At 73.4% G+C, this 20,397-nt stretch carries 19 protein-coding genes and 2 pseudogenes; 10 read left to right on the top strand and 11 right to left on the bottom strand.

Annotated features, from left to right (window positions below; all coding sequences use genetic code 11):
- Positions 1-180: 180 nt before the first annotated feature.
- Complete coding sequence (locus GA0070610_RS32090) at positions 181-342, top strand: TauD/TfdA family dioxygenase (RefSeq protein ID WP_435820214.1); 162 nt, start codon at positions 181-183, stop codon at positions 340-342.
- 19 nt (positions 343-361) lie between these two features.
- Here the strand turns inward: GA0070610_RS32090 and GA0070610_RS15720 are convergent, their stop codons facing one another.
- Complete coding sequence (locus GA0070610_RS15720) at positions 362-1,630, bottom strand: hypothetical protein (RefSeq protein WP_089000730.1); 1,269 nt, start codon at positions 1,628-1,630, stop codon at positions 362-364.
- 322 nt (positions 1,631-1,952) lie between these two features.
- Between GA0070610_RS15720 and GA0070610_RS15715 the strand changes: the two genes are divergently transcribed.
- Both GA0070610_RS15715 and GA0070610_RS15710 read left to right on the top strand, forming a co-directional pair.
- Positions 1,953-3,587: a BCCT family transporter gene (locus tag GA0070610_RS15715; protein ID WP_089000729.1), complete on the top strand. Its 1,635-nt coding sequence runs from the start codon at positions 1,953-1,955 to the stop codon at positions 3,585-3,587.
- A gap of 127 nt (positions 3,588-3,714) precedes the next feature.
- Positions 3,715-4,293, top strand: coding sequence for an AAA family ATPase (locus GA0070610_RS15710; RefSeq protein WP_089000728.1), 579 nt, complete (start codon positions 3,715-3,717; stop codon positions 4,291-4,293).
- On the opposite strand, the gene prfH is transcribed toward GA0070610_RS15710, so the two are convergent.
- The 3 genes from prfH to GA0070610_RS15695 form a co-directional block, all read right to left on the bottom strand.
- Positions 4,290-4,967, bottom strand: coding sequence for a peptide chain release factor H (gene prfH, locus GA0070610_RS15705; protein ID WP_089000727.1), 678 nt, complete (start codon positions 4,965-4,967; stop codon positions 4,290-4,292). The two genes, GA0070610_RS15710 and prfH, sit on opposite strands and share 4 nt — an antisense overlap.
- Positions 4,964-6,139 carry an RNA ligase RtcB family protein gene (locus tag GA0070610_RS15700; protein ID WP_089000726.1) on the bottom strand — a complete coding sequence of 392 codons (1,176 nt, stop codon included), beginning with the start codon at positions 6,137-6,139 and terminating at the stop codon, positions 4,964-4,966. Before GA0070610_RS15700 ends, prfH begins: the two co-directional genes overlap by 4 nt.
- Positions 6,140-6,344: 205 nt before the next feature.
- The gene (locus GA0070610_RS15695) at positions 6,345-7,406 is read right to left on the bottom strand and encodes an IS110 family RNA-guided transposase (RefSeq protein ID WP_089000725.1); all 1,062 of its coding nucleotides are present in this window, start codon (positions 7,404-7,406) and stop codon (positions 6,345-6,347) included.
- Between the two features lie 881 nt (positions 7,407-8,287).
- Here GA0070610_RS15695 and GA0070610_RS15690 point away from each other — a divergent pair.
- Positions 8,288-9,067, top strand: coding sequence for a transposase family protein (locus GA0070610_RS15690; protein ID WP_088998274.1), 780 nt, complete (start codon positions 8,288-8,290; stop codon positions 9,065-9,067).
- A gap of 346 nt (positions 9,068-9,413) precedes the next feature.
- Here GA0070610_RS15690 and GA0070610_RS15685 read toward each other — a convergent pair whose 3' ends face one another.
- Entirely contained in the window at positions 9,414-10,685 is a 1,272-nt protein-coding gene (locus GA0070610_RS15685; RefSeq protein WP_089000724.1) for an MFS transporter, read from the bottom strand.
- A gap of 324 nt (positions 10,686-11,009) precedes the next feature.
- On the opposite strand from GA0070610_RS15685, the pseudogene GA0070610_RS31430 reads away from it, so the two are divergent.
- Positions 11,010-11,165: pseudogene (locus tag GA0070610_RS31430) on the top strand (helix-turn-helix domain-containing protein); the annotation flags it as partial.
- A 126-nt stretch (positions 11,166-11,291) separates the two neighbouring features.
- On the opposite strand, the pseudogene GA0070610_RS31960 reads toward GA0070610_RS31430, so the two are convergent.
- The 3 genes and pseudogenes from GA0070610_RS31960 to GA0070610_RS15665 all read right to left on the bottom strand — a co-directional run.
- Positions 11,292-11,786 (bottom strand): annotated as a pseudogene (locus GA0070610_RS31960) (penicillin-binding transpeptidase domain-containing protein); the annotation flags it as partial.
- 338 nt (positions 11,787-12,124) lie between these two features.
- A complete protein-coding gene (locus GA0070610_RS15670; protein ID WP_089000723.1) occupies positions 12,125-12,736 on the bottom strand; it encodes a hypothetical protein in 612 nt (203 codons plus the stop codon).
- A gap of 77 nt (positions 12,737-12,813) precedes the next feature.
- The gene (locus tag GA0070610_RS15665) at positions 12,814-13,416 is read right to left on the bottom strand and encodes a DUF4291 domain-containing protein (RefSeq protein ID WP_089000722.1); all 603 of its coding nucleotides are present in this window, start codon (positions 13,414-13,416) and stop codon (positions 12,814-12,816) included.
- Positions 13,417-13,505: 89 nt separating this feature from the next.
- Here GA0070610_RS15665 and GA0070610_RS15660 point away from each other — a divergent pair, with 89 nt between their 5' ends.
- Positions 13,506-13,988, top strand: a complete 483-nt coding sequence (locus GA0070610_RS15660) for a type II toxin-antitoxin system PemK/MazF family toxin (protein WP_089000721.1) — start codon at positions 13,506-13,508, stop codon at positions 13,986-13,988.
- A gap of 3 nt (positions 13,989-13,991) precedes the next feature.
- On the opposite strand, the gene GA0070610_RS15655 is transcribed toward GA0070610_RS15660, so the two are convergent.
- A complete protein-coding gene (locus GA0070610_RS15655; protein ID WP_089000720.1) occupies positions 13,992-14,642 on the bottom strand; it encodes a flavodoxin family protein in 651 nt (216 codons plus the stop codon).
- A 118-nt stretch (positions 14,643-14,760) separates the two neighbouring features.
- Positions 14,761-15,411, bottom strand: a complete 651-nt coding sequence (locus GA0070610_RS15650) for a GGDEF domain-containing protein (RefSeq protein ID WP_089003535.1) — start codon at positions 15,409-15,411, stop codon at positions 14,761-14,763.
- 260 nt (positions 15,412-15,671) lie between these two features.
- Here GA0070610_RS15650 and GA0070610_RS15645 point away from each other — a divergent pair, with 260 nt between their 5' ends.
- From GA0070610_RS15645 to GA0070610_RS15630, 4 genes are all read left to right on the top strand, one after another.
- On the top strand, positions 15,672-15,911 hold the full coding sequence (locus GA0070610_RS15645; RefSeq protein ID WP_089000719.1) for a DUF397 domain-containing protein: 240 nt from the start codon (positions 15,672-15,674) through the stop codon (positions 15,909-15,911).
- Positions 15,912-16,038: 127 nt separating this feature from the next.
- The gene (locus GA0070610_RS15640; RefSeq protein WP_089000718.1) at positions 16,039-16,926 is read left to right on the top strand and encodes a helix-turn-helix domain-containing protein; all 888 of its coding nucleotides are present in this window, start codon (positions 16,039-16,041) and stop codon (positions 16,924-16,926) included.
- Between the two features lie 105 nt (positions 16,927-17,031).
- Complete coding sequence (locus GA0070610_RS15635) at positions 17,032-17,880, top strand: SAM-dependent methyltransferase (RefSeq protein WP_089000717.1); 849 nt, start codon at positions 17,032-17,034, stop codon at positions 17,878-17,880.
- 124 nt (positions 17,881-18,004) lie between these two features.
- Positions 18,005-19,546, top strand: a complete 1,542-nt coding sequence (locus GA0070610_RS15630; RefSeq protein WP_089000716.1) for a serine/threonine-protein kinase — start codon at positions 18,005-18,007, stop codon at positions 19,544-19,546.
- Between the two features lie 6 nt (positions 19,547-19,552).
- On the opposite strand, the gene GA0070610_RS15625 is transcribed toward GA0070610_RS15630, so the two are convergent.
- On the bottom strand, positions 19,553-20,380 hold the full coding sequence (locus GA0070610_RS15625) for an MOSC domain-containing protein (protein WP_089000715.1): 828 nt from the start codon (positions 20,378-20,380) through the stop codon (positions 19,553-19,555).
- Positions 20,381-20,397 lie beyond the last annotated feature (17 nt).

Below are 20,397 nucleotides of genomic sequence, written 5' to 3'. Positions count from 1 at the left end.
CTACCCGCCGGACGAGGAGATCTTCCTGCACAACGAGAACTCGTACCAGGCCCGCTGGCCGCTGACGTTGTTCTTCCACTGCCTCACCCCCGCCGCGCACGCAGGGCGCCACCCCGGTGCACCGAGGGACTGCCGGCCAACACCTACTACGGCGACGGCGGCGAGATCCCCGCCGACGTCATGGAGCACCTGCGGTCCGCGTACCGGGCGGCGAGCGTCCGCTTCGACTACCAGCGCGACGACGTGCTCGTCGTGGACAACATGACCGCCGCGCACGGGCGGGAGCCGTTCACCGGCCCCCGCAGGATCGCCGTCGCGATGGCCGAGCCGCACACCCCCTGACGGCCGCCCGGCGCCCGCCTCAGGCGTCCTCGTAGCGGTCGGCGACGTCGGCCTCCGGCAGCTCCTCCGGATCGGCGACCCAGGCGGAGAAGACCGGCACGCCGTGCCACGGGCCGGGCGTCCCGCCGCCGGCCCGGTCGTCGGTGGCGACCGCCACCACGGCGTACGGGTGGCCGAAGCGCAGCTCCGCGACCCGGGCCACCCCCTCCGGCGGCAGGCTGAGCGTCGCGGCGAACCCGGTGACGGCCGCCGCCTCGAAGCCGTACCGGCCGTAGCGGGCCATCGCCGCCTGGGCCGCCTCGAATTCCAGGCCCGGCTCGTCCAGCAGCTCCCCGAACACCCGCGCGACGGCCGGGAAACCCAGGCCGGGCGCGCTCAGCCCGTGCCGGCTGCGGGCCGACCAGCAGGGCAGCACCGCCGTCGCCCGCTCCTCCCGGCCCTCCGGCGCGTTGGTGCGGGTCGGCTCCTCGCGCAGCGTCCACAGCGGGCCCTCGCCCAGCGGCACGTCGAACAGGGAACGCCGTGCCGGCAGGTGCCCCTCCGGCGTGTCGGCGGCGACCGCCGCCAGCTCGTGGGCCGCCGCCAGGACGTCCCCGGCCGGCACGTCGGGCGCCGCGACGACGGAGACCACCAGCAACCCGGCCGCGCCGTCGGCGGTCCGCGCCGGCCGGGCGGGGGCGGCGTGCACGGCGACGGTGCCGGCCCGCGTGGTGTCGGCGATCCAGCAGCGGTGGCCGTACCGCGGGCTGCGCAGCACCCGGCGCAGCGCACCGGCCCAGGCGCTGCCGGACCCGAGCGCGTCGGCCGGTGCCACCTCGAACGGGGTCGCCCACGAGACCCGGGTGGCCAGCGCGCTGGCCAGCACCAGCAGCACCTGCGGCGTGACCGTCAGCGGGAACGCCTCCACGAGCCCGAGCGTCTGCTCGCGGGCCCACGCGTCGAGCCCGGCCTGATCCGGCAGTGCCCCGGTCGCGGTCGACGCGGGCAGGGTCCCCCGCCACCCGTCGAGCCCGGCGCTCGCGCGTCCCGACCGGTGCCAGAACGCGGTCGCCGAGGGCACCAGCGGATGCGGCGCCGTCAACAGGGCATGGGCGGCCGTGGCGGCGCTCTCCGCGTCGGTGCCGAGCGCCTCCTCCAGCGCCGCGCGGGTCGCACCGGTGGCGGCCGGCGCGGCGAGCGCCAGCAGCAGCCACGCGCCGAGCGGGGAGGCGACGTGGTGCCCGTCGCCGGTCACGGCGTGCAGGCGGTCGGCGTAGCGGGCCAGGGGCGTACGGATGTCGGTCGTCACCGCCCCACTGTGCCCGCTCGACCGGCCGCCGTCACCACCACCTTCGCGAGCCGCCCCGGGTTTTGTCACAGCACTGTCATGGGACCGCAGGGTTTCCTCCACCATCGACGCCGAGAGTAATCGCCGGTCGTCGCCGGCGTCCCTGGCAGTCGAACTTCGGCCGGCTCCCCAGCCGCCCGTGGACGTCGGCGCGCTCAGCGACACCTGTCCGAGTTCCCGGGCGCCCAGACGGGGCGCGGGACAACCCGAGATGCGGGCCGACCGGCGCGCGGCGCCGGCAACGCGCCCTGCGCGCCCGGACGCCCACGGAGGTCCACAGACCATGACCGTGTCCGCCACAGGCCCGGCAACCGACGACACCCCGCCGGACGGCGCACCCCCCGAACCGGGCCACCCCCGGCAGGGCATCGACCGGACGGTGCTGGGCGTCGCCGCCGTGGTGTCCGTCCTCTTCGTCGCGTGGGGCATCGTCGCCACCGACAACCTGGCCTCGGTCAGCGGCACCGCGCTCGACTGGGTGGTCCGCTCGTTCGGCTGGGTCTTCGTGCTGGCCAGCACCGGCTTCGTGGTGCTCTCGATCTGGCTGGCGTGCAGCCGGTACGGCCGGATCAAGCTCGGTCGCGACGACGACGAGCCCGAGTTCTCCACCGTCTCGTGGGTGGCGATGATGTTCAGCGCCGGCATGGGCATCGGCCTGATGTTCTGGGGCGCCGCCGAGCCGCTGTCGCACCTGGCGACCCCGCCGCGCGGCCTCAACGAACCGAACACCCCGCAGGCCGCCCGGGTGGCCATGGAGTACTCCCTGTTCCACTGGGCACTGCACCCGTGGGCGATCTACGCCGTCGTGGGCCTGGCGCTGGCGTACTTCACCTTCCGCAAGGGCCGGCGCGGTCTGATCAGCAGTACCTTCTTCCCCCTCATCGGGGAGCGCGCCGACCGTGGGCCCGGCCGGGCCATCGACGTCTTCGCGATCCTCGCGACGCTGTTCGGGTCGGCCGTCTCCCTCGGTCTCGGCGCCCTCCAGATCAACAGCGGCCTGACCAACCTCTGGGACGTGCCGAAGTCCACGCCGCTGGCGATCGGCATCATCGCGGCGCTCACCGTGGCGTTCGTGGTCTCCGCCGTCACGGGCGTCAAGCGGGGCATCCAGTTCCTGTCGAACACCAACATGGTGCTCGCGGTGGCGTTGATGTTCTTCCTGCTCGTGGTGGGCCCGACGGTCTTCGTCCTCAACACGCTCACCGCGTCGACGGGCGGCTACCTGTTCAACCTCGTTCCGATGAGCTTCCGCACCGGCGCCTTCGGTGGCGAGCAGTGGATGGCCGGCTGGACCATCTTCTACTGGGCGTGGTGGATCTCCTGGACCCCGTTCGTCGGGGCCTTCGTCGCCCGCATCTCCAAGGGCCGCACCATCCGTCAGTTCATCCTCGGTGTGGTGGCCGTCCCGAGCCTCGTCAGCGTCGTCTGGTTCTCGGTGTTCGGCGGCACCGCCGTCGACCTGCAACTCGGTGGCACCGACCTGTCGGCCGCGGTGAAGGAGAGCCCCGAGGCGGCGCTCTTCGCGGTGCTGCGGGAGTTCCCGTTCTTCACCGTGACCGCGATCCTGGTCATGGTGCTGGTGGCGCTCTTCTTCGTCAGCGGCGCCGACGCCGCCTCGGTGGTGATGGGCACGCTCTCCTCGCGCGGCAACCTGGAGCCGAAGGCCTGGCTGGTCTCGATGTGGGGTGTCCTGACCGGCCTGGTGGCCGCGGTGCTGCTGCTCGCGGGTGGGCTGTCCGCCCTCCAGTCGCTGACGATCCTGGCCGCCCTGCCGTTCCTGTTCGTGATGGTCGGGATGGTGGTCGGGCTGCTCCGCGAGCTGCGGCGCGAACCGGACAGCGCCACGATGGCCCCGCAACTGCGCGCCCTCGTGTCGGCCACCGCACGACCGGCGCCCACCGATACCGACGCTTCCTGACCGCCACCCGTGGCGTGGGCCGTCCCGGACCGGGGCGGCCCGCGCCGCGTCGCGTCCGCCCGTACGATCGTGGGCGTCCGTACGGGCGGCGCCACGGGCTCCGCCGGGCCGAGCGAGGAGGCACGCCGTGACGCAGGCTCCGCCGGCCGCCGCGTCGGCGCCGCGCCTGATCGTGCTCAACGGGCCACCCGGCTGCGGCAAGTCGACGTTGGCCCGCCGCTACGTCGAGGATCACCCGCTCGCGCTCGACCTCGACATCGACCGGATCCGTGACCTCATCGGCCGGTGGCGTGACCATGCCGGTCCCGCCGGCCTGCTCGCCCGTACCGTCGCCCTGGCGGCGGCCCGGGCGCACCTGGCCGGCCGCCACGACGTGATCGTCCCGCAGTTCCTCGGCCGCATCGAGTTCATCGAGCAGGCCGAGCGCGTCGCGCACGACACCGGCGCGGACTTCCACGAGATCGTGCTGCTCGACGACAAGGAGAACGCGCTGCGGCGCTTCGCCGAGCGCAGCCGTACCTCCAGCGACCCGGCGCATCTCGACGCCCAGCGCCTGCTCGACCGCCACGGCGGAGCCACGGAGCTGGCGGCCATGTACGACCGGCTGCTCACGGTCGTGGCCGCCCGGCCCGGCACGCGGGTGGTGCGCAGCGAGCACGGCAGGGAGGACGAGGCATACCGGGACCTGCTCGCCTGCCTCGCCTAGGACGCGGCCGCCCGGCCCCGTCGGGTCGGCAGCGGACGTGTCGGGGCCGCCTCCCGCTCCGACGGCTCCGGGCGCTCCACGCGGGTGGGGTCGCCACGGACGAGTTCGTCGTGGATGCGCCAGCGTGCGGCGACGACGGCGCGCCCCGCGGCCTCGTCGCCGCGCGCGATGCGCTGCCGCAGCAGCTGGAGGGCGAGGCGGCGGTTCAGGCTGAACTGCCGTTCCGTGTCGACCACGACCACGAGGCCCGAGGGTCGGTGGGTCGCGCGCACCGCCGTGCTGGCCTTGTTCCGGTGCTGGCCGCCCGGCCCGCCGGTGCGGCAGGCCACGATGTCGACGTCCGCCTCTGCGAACGTCGTGACCGGGCTGTCGAGCCGGCACGGTCGGGCGACGACGTACCAGTTCTTCCGGCCGGTGCCCGCCCGGTAGGGGCTGGGGGCCTGCCAGCACAGGGTGCCGGTCCACGAGGCGGTGAACGCCTGGGCGTCGCCTCCGTCGATCCGGATCAGGGCCGACCGGAAGGTGCCGGGCCGGTCGCCGGGCACCGTCTCGACCCGGTGGGTCGTCAGGCCCTGCCGGGCGGCGTCGGCCTCGAGACGGCGCAGCAGCCGGGCCAGCGCCCAGGCGCACTCCTGCGGGCCGCGCCCGGCGGACATCAGCAGGTGCGTGCTCACGGCCGGCCCCGCCTGCGGCGGTCGTCCCGACGGTCCGACCGGGCGGCGGACCCGACGTCCGGCGTCTTGTAGGTGACCAGGGGGACGGTGGTGGCCACCGGGGTGGCCAGACCGTGCTCGACGAGGTCGTCGACCACGCGTTCGATCCGTTTGTAGGCCGTGGGCGCCTCCTCGAAGAGCAACTGGCGGTCGCCGCACACCACCAGCGAACCCACGGGGGTGCGGCGCAGCTCCTCGACGGTGTGCTTGGCCCGGCTGCGCCGCAGGGCGTCCGCGCGGGACATCTTGCGACCCGCGCCGTGCGCCACCGAGTGGTTGGCCTCCGGGCCGGCATGGGCGGCCACCAGGTAGGAGGGGGTGCCCCGGGTGCCGGCGACGAGCACGTCGCGGCCGTCGCCCGGTGCGGCACCCTTGCGGTGCAGGTAGACCCCGTCGCGAACCTCCACCAGGTTGTGGCACTGGTCGACGACGGGCGCGGTGGGCTCGGCCCCCAGGGCGTGGGCGACCCGGGCGGCCAGCAGCCGGCGGTTGAGCGAGCCCCACCGTACGGCGTCGTCGTGCGCCGCCAGGTAGGCCGCCGGGTCAGGGGCGGGGCCGGCGCCGTGGGTCTCGGTGTGTGCCCGCAGGATGCGCTCGCCCAGCCCTCGGGAACCGGAGTGTACGACGAGCACGAGGTCGCCGGCGTCGAGCCCGAGGCGGCCCGCGTGGCCCGGCTCGAAGACCGTCCCGACGCGCGCCAGTTCGACGAAGTGGTTGCCCCGGCCGACCGTGGCGAGTCCTTCGGTGTGCCCGGCGGGGATGTCGCCGTGCAGGACGGCCCAGGCGGGGTCGTCGGCGTCCCGCTCGGGGTCGAGCGGGCGGTCGAGGTCGGGGAAGCGGGCGGCGAGCCGCTCCGGCACGGCACGCTTGAGCCTGATCGGGAACACGGCGATGCCGCAGCCGATGTCGGAGCCCACCAGGAACGGGTACAGCACGGTCGAGGCCATGGCGGCGCCGATGGGGGCGCCCTTGCCCGGGTGCAGGTCCGGCATGGCGGCGACGTGGACCATGCCGTCGAGGGCGGCCACCTGTCGGCACTGCGCCAGGGCGTCGGACTCGATCCAGCTCGTGGGGGAGGCGAACACGGCGACGGTGGCCGGGGCGGACTGCGGCAGGAACTGGTGCTGAGACAAGGACGCTCGCTTCTCGCGTGAACGGCAATGGACGGACGGCACCACGACACCGGTCGGTGCCGCGCGCCTCGGCGATGGGGGTGCTGCCCGTCAGAACGTCATGGCCGACACGATTGCGGATGCCGGCCGCGCGCGGCAACCGGTTATCGGCCGCAGCCGAGCCGCTGCAGCGTCAACGGCAGCGAGTGAGATGCTTCTATAGCTGTCAAGTGGTGCTGGTGGCTGGGTGGGCGCCGTTCAGGGTCCGGAAGAGTTGCCGGCTGATGTAGCGCTTGAGGCTGCGCATGATCTCGCGTTTGGTGCGTCCTTCGCGGGTGCGGCGGGTCACGTAGTCGCGGGTGCGAGGGTCGTGGCCCATGCGGACCAGCGCGACGGTGTAGAGCGCTCGGTTGAGGCGTCGGTCGCCGCCGCGGTTGAGCCGGTAGCGGGTGGTATTGCCTGATGAGGCCGGTAGCGGTGAGGCGCCGGCCAGGGCAGCGAACGCGGCTTCGGAGCGAACGCGGCCAGGGTGGGACCAGGCCAGCAGAACGGTAGCGGCGACAACGGCGCCGACACCTGGCAGGGCGAGCAGTTGTGGCGCTTGCGCGGTGACAGCTTCGTGCAGCGCGGTGTGGTTGGCGGCGAGTTCTGCGTCGAGAGCGCGGATGCGACGCGCCAGCCGGATCGCCTCGGCGCGGCAGACGGCCAGGGTGGCGTTGTCGCTGCGGGTGCGCCAGGCCGCGACGGCGGCGATCGTCGTGGTGGTCAAGGCGCGGCGGGCGTCGATGCCGAGGTCGACGGTGCGCAGCAGCGCGGTCAGCGCGTTGACCGCGCGGGTGCGTTCGCCGCTCATCTGTTCGCGAGCCACTGTCAGGACGCGCAGTGCTGTGCGATCGCCGCCGGCGCGTGGCCAGCACAGTTCGTTCATGTCGAGGCTGCGAGCTGCTTGGGCCATCGCGACGGCGTCCACGGCGTCGCTCTTGCCACGGCGACGCCGGGTGGTGGCCGCAACGTCGGGGGCCTCGGCGACGGTCAAGCCGGCTACAGAAAGCTGCTCGGTGAAGGTGGCGCCGTAGGAACCGGCGCCGTCGATGACGATCAGCGTCGGCGCCTGGTGGGTGTGGCGTTCGATCCAGTCGACGGCACGGCGCAGCCCTGACGGGCTGGTCGGGAACTGAGCCTGCTGCCCGACTACGCCGGTGCCAGCGGTGATCAAGGCGAGCGTGTGGGAGGCGGCGTGGGTGTCCACGCCGATGACGAAGTCGTACTGGTCTGCGACGATGGCCATTGCGGCGTACTGCCTTCCCGGGGAGACGTCGTGACGGCGTCGGCCCAGGAGTGTGTTCTCGAGGCAGGACTGTGATGAGCCACGATCCGCTGCAACGGGTCGGGCAAGCTTCTGATCAAGCCACCGAGAGAGGCAGGGCCGACGCCCGACCACGGACCGGATGGGCAGATCTCACTGAGAGCACCCTGTGGGGCCACCATTTTCATGAGCCACACCCAGCCCGCGGTCATGACGCTGACCCTGCCAGCCAGCCCCAGGCCAGACAACGACAACTCTCACAGCCACTTTCATCTCGCGCAACGGTTGATCTCCACGTGGTGCAGCGCGAGTACGGCCAGCACGATCTTCGTTGCCTGGCCTGGGTAGCAGGACAGCTTGCTTCCGGATCTTGAACGTGGCGTTGCCTGATCGCGCAGGCACGGATCTTCGCGCTTGTTCGGTCGACCGCCCTTCTGCTGGCGCGACCGTTTCGGACCCCGAACCGCGTCCGCTTGAACGACGCATGCCACTGCGGGTATCCGGATGTCCCTTGTCTGCTGCGTTGCAGCATGTGTGTTGGTCAGCGCGTCGCTGATGCCATGCCCGGGGCGGCTGACAGATCATGCGTCGAGCCCGGCAATGTTGGTGACGCCTACCCAAGCCGACTGTCGACGTCGGCAATGACTCGCACGTTCACGTGGTGCGTGCAGGATCCCACCATCGGCTTCAAGGTCAGGCTTGGAGAGGGCTCGATGCGCCGGCGACAGCAACAGGTCCCAATTCATGATCGACTCGTGCGGTCGGTGTCGACGGCATCGCACGTACGAGACGGTCGCTTGATCTAAGGGATGTCTCGTAACCCCGGTGTCTGTCCGTTGAGGATGGTCGGTCAAGATGCCTGGGTGCAGGTGATCTCGGCAGCCCGCCCGGAGTGGATCTTCCCGTTCACCGGGCTGCAGCCCGCCCAGTTCCGTTCGCTGGTCCGACTGGTCGCCGAGCGCGGCGGTGACGGCATCGCCGACGGCCGGCCGGGCCGGCAGTGGGCCCTCGACCTGCCGGATCGGGTGTTGCTGGTCGCCGCGTACTGGCGTACGAACCTGACGATGCGGCAGATCGGCCCGCTGTTCGGGGTGTCGCACTCCGCCGCGCACCGGGTCATCGACACCCTCGCGCCGCTGCTGGCCCTGGCGCCGGTGCGTAAGCGGCCGGTCGAGCAGATCGCGATCGTCGACGGGACGCTGGTCCCCACCCGCGATCACCGCCTGGCCGCCCGGAGCAAGAACTACCGCTACTCCACCAACCTGCAGGTCGCCATCGACGCCAGCACCCGCCTGGTCATCGCCGTCGGCGACCCGCAGCCCGGCAACCGCAACGACACCATCGTCTACCGCACCTCAGGCATCGCCGAGAAGCTCGACGGGCGGCCGGTGATGGCCGACGGCGGCTACCGCGGCAACCCCGAGGTGATCATCCCGTACCGCAAGCCCACCGACGGCAGCGACCTGCCGGACTGGAAGGAAGCCCTCAACGTCGAACACCGCACCGTCCGAGCAGGGGTCGAACACGCCCTGGCCAGGATGAAGTGCTTCAAGATCCTGCGCGACTACCGCCGCGCCGCCCACACATTGACCGACGCCGCGTCCGGCATCGCTAACCTCCACAACATCATCCTGGCCGGCTGAACGCCGGGCCGGTGCCGGGCAACGCCTCCACCCAGTTACGAGACGTCCCTTAGGGAGGCTTAGGTCTTGTCGAACCTGTCTAGTGCCGTGGCCACGAACGTTCACGGTGTTGGTTGACATGCCGTCTGGTCGCCAGGCCGGCATTGTGGTGCATTCAGGCTGTGGCGGCGGCAGAACCCGTTCTCTGCGCGGCGGCTGGGTCACCAGGAGGTTCAGGAGGCCGGACGAGCTGCCTGTATAAGGCGATCGCGGGGGAGGGCTCCAGAGCCAGCCGGGACCACCAGTAGGTCAGTGTGGGCTCCATTGGGTCGCGGTGATCGACGCGAGAAGCCGTAATGAATGCCGGTCAGCCATTGTCACCGGTTTTCGCCATCGCCGGTTCCGCTGTAGCCTCCGGTTTCGCTGCAGCCGGTCCGGGTCGGGTGGGTAGCAGCGCGGCGGCGAGCACCGCGCTGGCCGCCAGCACGCCGATCACGAGCCAGACGGTGGTGGTGAGGGGCAGTTGTTGTCCGGCGATGCTGCCCGCCGACGCGCCGACGACGGTCGCGGCCATCTCGGCGGCCGAGAAGGCGGATCCGACCCGACCGAGTTGGCGGTCCGGGGTCTGGCGTTGGACTTGGACCTGGACCAGCATCAGCAGCGCGCCGCCGGGCAGACCGGCCAGGGCGATGAAGACCAGCGCGGCGACGAAGTGGTGGATGAGGAAGAGCCCGGCGAAGCAGAGGGTGATCGCCGCCAGGCAACCGGTGAACGACAGCCGGAGAAGCCCGCTGCGGGACAGTACGTTGCCGACGTATGCGCTGGCCAGGAAGCCGCCGCCGAGTGCCGCCATCAGAACGCCTACGTCGCCGGCGTCGCCGCCAAGGACGTCGAGGACGTACGGCACCAGAAGCACGTTCAGAGCGGCGTTGGCCGACAGGAAGAGGCTGGATACGATGAGCGTCGCGCGGAGTACAGAGTGCCTGAAGAGAAAAGCCAGGCCCTCCCGGACCTGCTCCCAGAAGGCGGCCAACCAGGAGGAAGTGTCCGGCTGGCGCCCATTGTCGGCCACCCGCAGCCGGCCCATTCCGAAGATCAGCACGGCGGAGAGCAGGTACGTCGCGGAGTCGATTAGCACCAGGCCGTCGAAACCCACGAGGGCGTAGAGCGCGCCGCCCAGGGGCGCGCCGGCGAGGCGGACGATGCCGCCCGCAACCGTGTTCCAGGCGTTCGCCGCCTCCAGGTCACCGCCCCGACCGACGATGGCGGGCACCACCGCCCGGGCCGCGGGCTGGAAGAAATGCCCGATCGCGCTCTCGAAGAACATCGCCGTGTAGAGCAGCCACAGCATGCCCGGATCGTCGACTACGAGCAGCGCCAGCACGATGACCATGCGCAGCAGGTCCGCCCCGACCATGACCGTCCGCCGGTCCCACCGGTCGGCCACCACCCCGGCCAGAGGCGCAAAGACGATCGCGGGCAGGGTCTGCGCGACGAAGGCGAAACCACTGCTGAGCGTCGATCCGGTCATCGTGTAGACGTAGACCGGCACGGCGACGATCATCAGCCAGTTGCCCAGGTTGGACAGTAGCGTGCTGGTCCAGAGCAGGCCGAAACGCCGGTTCCTGATGAAGATCACCGCCCACCTTACTTCTCCGTTACCACCGCTGGTGCCCCACGTCGTTGGCGACGTCGGATGACACGCCGTATGGCATGCCAGGCCGGTAGTGCGGTGGCGGGTCAGGCTGTGGCGGTGGCAGAACTCGTTCGCGTTCGGCTGGCTCCGTGACCAGGAGGGTCAGCAGCTGTTGAGGATTACTCGTAGAGGTACCGGCTCGCCGATCCGGTTACGGCGGGCGATGGTGGTGCTCGCGTCGGCCGGTGGGAACACGGTGCCGGCGATCGCCCGTCTCGTCCAGGCCGACGAGGACACGATCCGGCAGGCCATCACCGGTTCAACGAGATGGGGATGGCCAGCCTGGACCCTCAGCGGGCGGGTGGCCGTCCCCGCCAGATCGGTAGCGATGCCGAGCAGTTCATCGTCGAGACGGCCAACACCCGCCCCGAGAAGCTGGGGCGGTCATTCACCCGGTGGAGCATCCGCAAGCTCGCCGACTACCTGCGCGTTCATTCCACCCGACGGGTCCGGATCGGGCGGGAACGGCTACGGCAGATCCTGCATCGGCACCGGATCACCTTCCAGCGGACCAAGACGTGGAAAGAGTCCACCGACCCGCAGCGTGCGCTCCAGGCGCAGGATGTCCCGGACGGTGGCCTGGTGCCCCCGGTCGGCCGGCAGCTCACCCCGGGCCAGCCGGGCCAGCCACCGCGCCTGCTCGTCGGCCGAGATCTCCAGCGGCCCGCTCAACCAGAACCGGTCCACGGCCGGCCCGACCTCGCCGTTGCCGTAGCCGAGCCGGCGCAGCCATTCCCGCTCCCGCTCCGGCCCGATGCGGCGGGCCAGCTCCTGGAACACCGGCACGTTGGAGACCCGCACCGCGTCGCGCAGCCCCATGTCCCGCTCCCAGGCGGCGACGCGCTGCGGCCCGCCGCCGTACGGCACCTTCTGCCGCTCGTCGCGCACCACGCCGGTCTCCAGCGCGATCAGGCTGTGCGCGATCTTGAACGTCGAGGCGGGGACGAAGCGCCGCTCGGCCCGTTCCCGGTCGACCATGACGACGCGTCCGGCCGTCACTTCGTACATCACGAAGGTACCCCGCAGTCCGGCCTGCCGGAACAGGCCCGCCAAGTCGTCGCGGACCTCGACCGCCGGCGCGGTCGGCGTGGGGGACGGATCCGTGGCGGCGGTGGCGGACGCGGCGTCGGCCGGCGGCGGCTGCGAACGCCCGCTGCCGGTGCAGCCGGTCGCGCCGGCCAGCAGGAGCAGGGCGACTGCCGCGGCACCCGTGACCCGCCGCCGGGGGCGGGCGCTCGGGCCGCCCACCGTCGGCAGCGCGGCCAGGCTCCGCGTCCGTGTCTCGAAGACCACCCGCCACCGCCTCCGTCCGTGCCGGCACCCCAGTGAAGCACGTGCCAGGGGCTACGGCGCCGCCCGACCACCCCGCGCCGTCGGTCGGCTTATGGCCTCGCCGGGGCGCCCGGTTCCGACACCCGCAGGTGCCGGTCCAGGTTCGCGACCAGCTCGTCCGCGCCGGCGGGAACGACGTCATCGGCCCAGCTCCGCAGCGCCCGCAGGAACCCGGCCAGGTCCGCCCGGACGCCGTTGACGAGCCCCATCAGCTCATCGACGTGGGCGTCCACCCAGGAACTGCCCTCCTCGTCCGCCCACACCCGGACCGTGCCGTCGGGGCGCCGCTCCACCCAGGGGTCGGGGTCGTGGCCCAGGTCCGGCGAACGGCCGGCCGGCACCTCGTACCACTCGCGCCAGTCCTCCAGGCCACTGCAGCAGCCCGGGTCGACCCGCGCCCCCGTCGCCGGGTCGGTGAGGCGCAGACCGCCGGGTACCACCAGTGAGCCGGGCTCCGGGTCGGCCGCCACCACCGGCAGCACGGCGGTCAGCGGGTCGTCCCCGGGCCACACCGTGCGGTCGTCGAGGTGGTTGTACGCCGCGATCCGGGCCACGGCGGCGCCCACCTCGGCGGCGGTCAGGGCCTCGGAGAGCGCCAGCCACGGCCCGACGTCGGCCACCGGCCAGAGCGGGAAGTCGTCGAGGCGACCCACCTCGAGCACCGGCTGGAGCCGTGGCGCGTGGCGGGTCGAGGCAGACCGGGACCCGACGACGCGCCCACCGGGGGCACGGGGTCCGGTCACAGTGTGGACGCGCCGATCACGGCGGCCACCTCGGGCGGCAGCGGGTACGGGCGCTCCGGCGGCAGCAGCGCCTCGGCGGCGGTGTCGTCGCCCGCGTCGAGCGCCGCGCGTACCGCGTGGGCGGTCGGGGTCACGTCGGTGAGACCGACGAGCCACTCGTCGACGTAGCGCCGCACCGCCTCGCCGCCGAGCCCGACCTGGAGGGACCGGTGCGGCAGCGGGGCCAGGCGCAGCGACCGTTCCGGGTCCCACTGCACCCGCACGGGGCTGGCCCGCAGCCGCCGCGACCAGGTCTCCCGGTCGGGGTGCAGGTCGCGGTCGAGGCTGCTCGGGCACGAGTTGGCCAGCGCCCACTCGAAGCCGGCGCGGGTGATCTCGACGGCGAGCACCCGCTCCTGCCCGGGCTTCGCGCCCCACCCGCAGCGGTACATCATCCAGCGGAACGACGGCTTGATCCACGTCATCCGTTCCCGCTTGAACGGCGGCACGAAGCGGCCGGCGGCCAGCGCCGGACCCGCGATCTCCGGCGGGTACGCCTGATAGACGGTGACGGTGTCGGCGGTGTGACGGGCGCGGACCTGATGCGGGGGAACCGGCATGGCGCCGATCCTGACGGCTCGCCCCGGGCCCGGTCCACCGGATTGTCCCCACCGGGCCGCCGGTCCCGGTGGGGGATAGGCTGCCGGTCGTGGCAGGACTTCTCAGGAGTGTGGCGGCCCGCATCGGCGGGGTCATCCCGTCGCCGCGTCGGCCCCGGCCGGGCCCGGCGCAGGTCGCCCGTCCCCGCCAGGTGGCCGCGTTGCAGCGCCGGCAACTGGCGTACGCCCCGGAGCGCGACGGGCACGCCGATCCGGGGGAGATCGTCTGGACCTGGGTGCCGTACGAGGACGACCCGCGGCAGGGCAAGGACCGCCCGGTGCTGGTGGTGGGCCGGCACAGCCGGACGCTGTTCGGGCTGATGCTGTCCAGCCAGAGCGAGCGCGACGGGCAGCGGCACTGGCTCGCGCTCGGTCCGGGCGAGTGGGACCGGGACAACCGGCCGAGTTGGGTGCGGCTGGACCGTGTACTGACCATGCGGGAGGACGGCATCCGCCGCGAGGGCGCGGTGCTGGACCGGGCCCGGTTCGACCGGGTGGGGCAGGCCCTGCGGGCCGGCTACGGCTGGCGCTGAGCGTCAGGCCGGCTCGCGGCTCGGGCCGACGGCGGCGTCGCGGGCGTCCGGCGGCGGGTACGGCTGCTCGGCCAGGAGCCGGGCCAGGTGCGCGCTGTTGAGCGCCAGCGCCTTCGTGGTGCGTCCCGTGGTGTCGGGCTTGGGGCGGGCGTCGATGTAGTCGACCTTGTGCAGCGCCTCGCCGACCCAGTAGGTGGCGCCCGCCGCGGGGCAGGTGAAGCCGACCTCGTTGAGGGCCTGCTGCACCTCGCCGATGGTGTGGTGCGCGCCGTCCTCGTTGCCGACGACCGCGACCCCGGCGACCTTGCCGTAGGTGAGCAGCCGGCCCTCGGCGTCGGTCTCGGACAGCTCGGCGTCGAGCCGCTCGAGGACCATCTTGCACGCCGCGGACGGCTGGCCGAGCCAGATCGGCGTGGCGATGACGAGGATCTGCGCGGCCATCAGCTTGGACCGGATGGCCGGCCAGCCGTCGCCGTCGCCCTCGTCGGTGGAGACCCCGAACCGCACGTCGTGGTCGACGACCCGGACCAGGTCGCCCGCCACCCCCTGCCCGGCGAGGGCGTCGAGCACCTCGCGCCCGAGCACCTCGGCGCTCGACGGGGCGGGGGACCGCTTGAGGGTGCAGTTCAGGACCACAGCGCGGATGCTCGCCACGGTGGTTCCCCTTCCGGCCGTTGTGGCGCTGACCCCGCCGGCATACCCGCCGGCCGTCGCGGGACACGTCGAAACGCGTCGCGCCCGGTCGGCGATCCGACAGGGCGGGCCGGCCCGCTCAGCACTCCGCCAGGTGGGCGGTGTCGACGAGCTGGCGGGGCGGGCGGGCCACACCGAGGCTCTTGGCCCGGTACATCGCGGCGTCGGCCCGGTCGAGCGCCTCGGTGAGCTGCGCCGGCCCGGTGACGGGGGCGAGCCCGACGGAGGCGGTCACCCGGACGCTGAGCCCGCCCAGCGGGATCGGGGCGGCGAGGCTGTCGCAGAGCCGCCGGGTGGCGTGCTCGATCCACCGTCGGTCGATCGTGGGGCTGGTGAGCAGCCCGGCGAACTCGTCGCCGCCGAGCCGGGCGACCAGGTTGTCCCCGGCGAAGGCGGCGAGCCGCTGGGCGACGCTGACCAGCACCTGGTCGCCGGCGGCGTGCCCGTAGCGGTCGTTGATCTGCTTGAAGTCGTCGAGGTCGAGCACGACGGCGATGAGCGGCTGGCCGGCCGCGTCGGTGAGCAGGGTGGCGGCCAGGCGGTAGAAGGCGCGGCGGTTGGGCAGGCCCGTGAGGGGGTCGTGGCTGGCGGCGTGCCGCTCGGCGGCCAGTTCGGCCTGGAGGTGCCTGATCTCGGCCTCGGCCTCGATCGCGCGGCGCCGCAGCTGCCAGGAGGTGACGAGTGCCCCGGCGGCACAGATGCCGGACGCGATGGTCAACGGATCCGGCACGAGACCTCCCATCACCACGATGACTCCCGGCCCCGGCACGCGGCGGTCCACGCCCGCGCCAGGCCCTTTCCGCCCTGGTGGCAGCCCAGGTTCGGTAACTCTCAGTGAACAGATGGGTACCGTTCACGTGCGTTATCATGCTCGCTGTCCGATGCAGATGCAATAGCAGATGCACGTGCAGGAAGCCCATCGTCGATGCCGTGCGCCCCTCACCGAGCCACCGCGGCCGGCGTCGCGGGGCTCGCGAGAGAAAGACGCCCATGCAACAGCCTCCGAACGGCGTTCCCACCACCCAGCTGCCCCCGTTGCGCTGGCAGAAGAGTCGCCGGAGCAACCCCAGCGGCAACTGCGTCGAGCTGGCCGAACTGCCGGGCGGCGCCGGCATCGCCATGCGCAACTCCCGGCACCCCGAGGGGCCGGCGCTGATCTACACGGTCGACGAGATCGCCGCCTTCGTGCTCGGCGCCCGCGACGGCGACTTCGACGATCTGATCGCCTGACCGCGTCCCGTCGGCGGGACGGATTGTCCGCACCGAGGAAGTTCACCTCACTCACGGTTCATGGCATGCTTACACGTCGGCCGCGCGGGGGCACCTGGCCGACCTGAACGGCGTGTGGAGGTCGGCTGTGGCGATGGGTCCCGCCGAGGGCGGTCCGGGGACCGGCCCGACCGTGCTGCGCATGTTGCTCGGCGCCCAGTTGCGTCGGCTGCGCGAGTCCAGCGGGGTGACCCGGGAGGGCGCCGGCTGGGAGATCCGCGCCTCCGAGTCGAAGATCAGCCGGATGGAGCTGGGCCGGGTCGGCTTCAAGGAGCGCGACGTCGCGGACCTGCTCACCCTCTACGGCGTCACCGCGCCCGAGGAGCGGGAGGCGCTGCTCAAGCTCGCCCGCGACGCCAACAGCCCGGGCTGGTGGCACCGCTACGGCGACGTGCTGCCGAGCTGGTTCCAGTCGTACCTGGGGCTGGAGGCGGCCGCGGTGCTCATCCGCAGCTACGAGGTCCAGTTCGTCCCGGGCCTGCTTCAGACCCGCGAGTACGCCCGCGCGGTGGTGCTGCTCGGGCACGGGCGGGCCGCGCCGGCGGAGATCGAGCGCCGGGTCGCCCTGCGCATGCAGCGCCAGCGGTTGCTGCACCGCGAGCGCCCGCCGCAGCTGTGGGCGGTGGTGGACGAGGCTGCCCTGCGCCGGCCGATCGGCGGCCCCCGGGTGATGCGTGACCAGGTGGCGGCGCTGATCGAGGCGACCAAGTCGCCGAACATCCGGCTCCAGGTCATCCCGTTCGCCGCCGGGGGGCACGCCGCCGCCGGTGGGGCCTTCACCATCCTGCGCTTCGGCGACCAGGAACTGCCCGACGTCGTCTACATCGAACAGCTCACCAGCGCGCTCTACCTCGACAAGCGCGACGACCTCGACTACTACGCGGTGGCGATGGAGCGCCTCTGCGTGGAGGCCGAGCCGCCGGAGCGTACGCCCGAGATCCTCGGCGGGATCCTGGACGACCTCTATCCGGGGTGAGCACGGCGGGGCTTCGTCCGGCCGGGGCTGCGGCTAACATGGTCGCCGACCGGCGACAGTGGACGGACGCCCCGCTCGCGGCGGCGCAGAGTCGTGGAGGCTGCCTTGACCACCGATGCCCCGGGCACGACGTCCGGCCCCGCCAGCCCCAGCGACCGCATCGACACCTCGGTGGCCCACCCCGCGCGCCGGTACAACTACTGGCTCGGCGGCAAGGACAACTTCCAGGCCGACCGGGACTCCGGCGACATGGTGGCGGCGTCCTTCCCGACGATCCGCACCGCCGCCCTGGAGAACCGGCGTTTCCTCCAGCGGGCCGTGCGGCACCTCGCCCGGGAGGCGGGCATCCGCCAGTTCCTCGACATCGGCACCGGCATCCCGACCGCCGACAACACCCACGAGGTCGCCCAGGCGGTCGCCCCCGAGTCGCGGGTGGTCTACGTCGACAACGACCCGATCGTGCTCGCGCACGCCCGGGCGTTGCTGACCAGCTCACCCGAGGGCGCCACCGCTTACATCGACGCCGACCTGCGCGACCCGGAGCGCATCCTGCGCCATCCGGACCTGCTGCGCACCATCGACCCGTCCCGGCCGGTGGCCCTGATGCTGGTCGCGATCCTGCACTTCGTGGGCGACGACGACGACCCTTACGCCGTGGTCACGCGGCTGCTCGACGCGCTGCCGCCGGGCAGCTTCCTGGCGGCCTCGCACGCCACCCACGACTACCTGCCGCCGCAGGTGGCGCAGGAGGCGAAGGAGGCGGCCCGGGGCGACGGGCCGCACGGCCTGATCAACCTGCGCACCCGGGCCGAGTTCACCCGCTTCTTCGCGGGGCTGGAGCTGGTCGAGCCCGGCATCACCTCCGTCGCCGAGTGGCGTGCCGAGGACGCCCCGCAGCCGCGTCCGACGGCGGCCGAGGTCAGCATGTACGCAGGGGTGGCCCGCAAGCCCTGACCCGCGCCCGCGTCCGGGACGACGGGCGCTGGCGGCGTCGTGCGTGCGCCTCGTCGATCAGCTCGCCCGGCCGACGGGCACCGCGCTGGTGGCCACCCCCGCCGGCAGGGCAGACTGGAGGGCTATGTCGCCGTTCTCGCCCGCCCTGCGGTTGCACGACCGCTACGTCCTGCGCGAGCGCATCGGCCTCGGCGGGATGTCCGAGGTGTGGCGCGCCGACGACGAGGTGCTGCACCGCCCCGTCGCGGTCAAGGCCCTCACCCGTCAGTTCGCCACCGACCCGCAGCTGCGGGCCACCATCCAGCGCGAGGCCCGCGCCGCCGCGCGGCTCACCCACCCGCACGTCACCCAGGTGTACGACTACGGCGAGGCGACCCTCGACGGCGGCATGGTCGTGCCGTACCTGGTTATGGAGCTGGTGCAGGGGCACAACCTCGCCGACCGGCTCGCCTCCGGCCCGCTGCCCTGGCCGGAGGCGGTGCGGATGGCCGCCCAGGTCGCCGGCGCGCTCGCCGCCGCCCACCGCATCGGCGTCGTGCACCGCGACGTCAAGCCCGGCAACGTCATGCTCACCGAGACCGGCGCCAAGGTGCTCGACTTCGGCATCGCCGCGCTCGCCGGTCCGCACCATCCGCGCGCCGGTCAGACCGGAGAGCTGCTGATGGGCACCCCCGCCTACTTCGCCCCGGAGCGGATGCGGCCCGGTCCGCCGAACCCGGCCAGCGACGTCTACGCCCTGGGGGCGCTGCTCTACCGGACCCTCACCGGCCGGGCCCCGCTGCCCGTGCAGACCTGGGAGGACGCGCTGGAGGTGCACGCCGGGCACCGGCCGGTGCCGCCCCCGCAGGCACCGGGTCTGCCGGCCGACGTCGCCGAGCTGACCCTGGCCTGCCTCGCCACCGACCCGGCACGCCGGCCGGGCGCCGCTGAGCTTTCCGCCCGTCTCGGCGCGTCGACGTCGGCCAACCCGCCGGCGGCCGTCCTGCCGACCCTGCCCGGGAGCCCCGCGCACCCGCCGACCCTGATCGACCGCGCGCTGCCAGGCCCCGACCGCGCGCTGCCCGGGCCGGCGTCCGGGCGCGCGGGGGTGCCGTACCCCGCCCCGGCCGGCGGGCACCGACCCGTGGCCGCCCGTACCGGCCGGGGCGTCCCGGCCACCGACGCGCGGGCGACGCGGGACAGGCCCGTCACCGCGCTGGTCGCCGTCGGCGTGGCGCTGCTCGTCGGCCTCGTCGGGGCGCTCGTGCTCACCGACGGGGCGAGCCCACCACCGGCGGCGGCCCCCACCACCGGCACGCCGGGCGGCGAGCCGACGTCGGCCAGACCGACGCGACCGCCGGCCACGACCGCCGCCCCGCCGCCGGTGACCGCGCGGCCCGAACCGGTCGGCCTGCCGCAGTTCATCGCGGAGTTCGCCGCGGTGCTCGCCTGGGCGCAGGCGCGCGGCGAGATCGACCGCAAGACGGTCGAGGGGCTGCGGGACAAGCTCGCCGACCTGGGCCGGGGCAAGGAGAAGGACCGGGCCAAGCGGGTCGAACAACTGCGGGAGCGCCTCGCGGAGGCCGCCGAGGAGGGGCAGATCCCGCCGGACACGGCGGCGCGACTCGACGCCCTGCTCGACCGGGTCGACACGGGGCTGCGGAACGACGACGAGGACGACGACTGAGCCGGCTCAGCCGACCTCGACCGTCGAGCCCTGCACCACCCGACCGCTTCGGACCACCTGCGCGTACGCCCCCACGCACGGCTGTGGGCCCAGCTGCGGCAGCGGCGCCACCCGGTTGAGCCGGGCCGGTACGCGCAGCGCCGCGCCCTGCCGGGGGAGCGGCCCGTGCGCCAGGGTCGGCACCGCGCACCGTGGGGTCGGGGCGAGCACCCGCAGCACCAGCTCCGGGCCGATCCGCAGCTCGCGGCCGACCCAGTCGTTCTCGGCGAAGCCGTCCACGTCGACGTCGAGCACGAGGTTGGGCCGGTAGCGGACCGCCTCGACGGTGCCGGCCGGAAGCTCGGCGGCCACCCGGGCCAGCGTGGCCGTGGTGACCAGGTGCACCGGGGCGAAGTCGAAGAAGGTGCCCGGCGCCGCCGCCCCGAGCGGACTGGCGTCGACCGGGACCTCGGCGGTGAGGCCGGCGGCCAGCACCGCGTCCGGGTCGGCCCGGTCCAGCACCGCCCCGGTAGGGGGCCGGTCGATCAGCGTGACCGGGGCGTCGAGCACCCGCGACAGCACGTCGTCGACGTCGGGGTCGACGCTGGACACGGCCCGCCCGTCGGCCAGCGTGATGCGTACGGGCCCGGGTGCGGCGCCGGTCGCGTGGAGCGCGAGCAGGCCACGCCAGAGCCGGGGGTGTTTCGCGCTGGCCACCCGCCCGGTGCCCCGGTGCCGCAGGGCCAGCCGCCGGTCGCCCGCCACGCCCGCCGGGCCGACGTCGCCGGCGGGCAGCCGCTCGCCCAGCATCGACTTCACCGGATAGCGCCACAGCTGCGCCAGCCGGCCGGTCACCGCGCCGCCGTCCCGGC

This window comes from Micromonospora echinofusca (genome assembly GCF_900091445.1).
In the GTDB taxonomy this organism is placed as follows: Bacteria; Actinomycetota; Actinomycetes; order Mycobacteriales; family Micromonosporaceae; genus Micromonospora; species Micromonospora echinofusca.
Note: the sequence above shows the minus strand (reverse complement) of the source record. Positions and strands in the feature narration are given on the sequence as shown.